This window comes from Rhizobacter sp. P2_H2 (assembly GCF_056403375.1).
In genome coordinates this window covers 1-1,945 of the sequence record NZ_JBFUFP010001016.1, presented here as the reverse complement: position 1 = coordinate 1,945, position 1,945 = coordinate 1, and the positions used below count along the sequence as shown (strand labels likewise).

General features: G+C 60.7%; 3 protein-coding genes. 1 reads left to right on the top strand and 2 read right to left on the bottom strand.

The features are described from left to right. A partial coding sequence (locus tag AC1D15_RS29510) for a phage portal protein (RefSeq protein WP_477828817.1) occupies positions 1-680 on the bottom strand: 680 nt, incomplete at its 3' end. Next, positions 680-907: a DUF6148 family protein gene (locus AC1D15_RS29505; RefSeq protein ID WP_477828816.1), complete on the bottom strand. Its 228-nt coding sequence runs from the start codon at positions 905-907 to the stop codon at positions 680-682. The genes AC1D15_RS29510 and AC1D15_RS29505, both read right to left, overlap by 1 nt. Before the next feature lie 567 nt (positions 908-1,474). On the opposite strand from AC1D15_RS29505, the gene AC1D15_RS29500 reads away from it, so the two are divergent. After that, positions 1,475-1,945, top strand: a 471-nt coding sequence (locus AC1D15_RS29500; RefSeq protein ID WP_477828815.1) for a hypothetical protein, incomplete at its 3' end; no start/stop codon positions are given.

Below are 1,945 nucleotides of genomic sequence, written 5' to 3'. Positions count from 1 at the left end.
GTAACCACCTTTAGGTCTTGGTGAAGCGTCGCTGCCTCGCCAGGGTACCCCTTGCTGACCCAGTACGCGGTCGGGCGAATCCATGCGTTGTACTGAATGCCTTGCGAAATACCACGCGCCGAGTCATTGAAGTCCATCGGCACGCACTCAGGCTCAAGCATCTCGATCGAGTACGGCACGGTGGTGCCGTGGTCCAGACCGGGCACGCTGCCCCTGAGGCGCTGTGCGAACGCCTCGCCGTCGCGATACAGCGTACGGGCGAGCAGGCGCTGGCAGCGCGCGTAGCTGTGCTGCCAGCGCACCTCTGGGCGACGCTGCCAGTCGCGCCAGGCGGCCGACAGCGCTGCGGCGTACTCCGCATGGATCTCGCCACTCAATGTGCGCGGCTGGAACTCGACGCCGATGCCGTTGGCGCCCACCGTGTTGTTGACGAGCACGTCGAGCGCACCGACAACCAGATCGTGATTGCGGTCGAGGTAGCGCATCTGGTTGCGAAGCGGTGCAGCGCCCTGCTCGACCAGCTGATTGGGCGAGCCGCCATCACGACGGAATTTGCGCTGCGGGTTCGGTCGTGCGGCCTCGTAGTGGGCCAGCAGCGTGCGGTTGCGCAGTCGGTTCAGGCCGCGCTGCGGATCGAGCCAGGAGACGAGGCGATCGACCGGATTCAGACGCGCGCCCATCAGTGGAGACGCGCGACGCTGAAGCGCAGGCCGCCCAGGGTCGGGACGCCCGATGTACGGTCGCGCTCACCGGCGACGCGGCGTTCCCATTCTTGTCGGCCRGCGCGGATCTCGGCCAGATCCTCGCTCCGGAAGACGCGGTCGCCGAGGCGCGCTTCCTTGCCGAGCAGGACATCGGTTTCGGCCTGCAGGTAGGCGGCCAGCATCGTGGTGGCAGAGGTGCTCATGCGCCCATGCTCGTTAGATCCGCCTGCCATTTGTAGCCTACGAGATGACAATATTTATCGAGGCTTCCAGCACTTGCTACGGCAGACGGACACGAGACGTCCTAGGCGTTGCCAGTACAACGGCTTCTTCCGGCTGGTTTAGGTCGATCAAATTCGTTCGCTGAGCAACAGTGCTTGCCGAAGGCGACCTTCATCAACAGTGGCCGCGTGTCCCGGCTACGGGTCCGTTCGGGTGTGCATCTCGGACACGTCGGACGGGTCTACTCAAACGTGTGCCGACTCCGCCTCTACGACGTGAAGGCGCGGCGAAATCATCTCGAGAACGTCCCCGGATCGATATCGATCGATTGGAGAAGTTCAGACCGAGCAGCACGAACGTCGACACCAGGTTTCAAGTGGCGTTTCCGCATCGCGAGTTCGGGGCGGCGGTGACATCGGGCTCTCGGCTTCAAGGAGCGGCAATCTCAGCATCCGGCTGATACTGCATGCGTTCTTGGCCGCGTATGCTTAGCAGGGAAATCCCTAGCCGACTCAAGTCAGCTTATGGCTCACCAGGAGGTTTCTAATATGGAATCGATGAAGCAAGAAGCTACGAGTCGTCAGCCGAGCGGGCCTGATGCCGCAAAAAAAGACGGCCACCCTCCTTCAATGTATTCCGTCGCCTTGGCAAACACACCGCGTATGCTGGCGCAGAGAAAATCAATTAGTGAACTCTTCGGCACTGCCGCCGGGTATGGCTCTGCGCAAATGATGTCCCGCGAATCAGCGGGCCATACTGTAATTCAGCGGCAACTCTATCAGGAGGGAGCGCAAGGGGCGGCAAAAGTCCCCGTAATGGCCCGAATTATTGCAACCGCAATACTTACGGGCGACTACAGTGACCATGGGCGTCCGAATTACCTTCAGAAGCGACGAGTTTATGTGATTGGCGAGGAATATTACCAATGGCAAAGTTATTCCAATCTAGAAGGAAATCTTCCTGGGGGCGCGACTTACACCAAGTACGACATCCACCCATTGCTCGAAAGCGAACTGGAC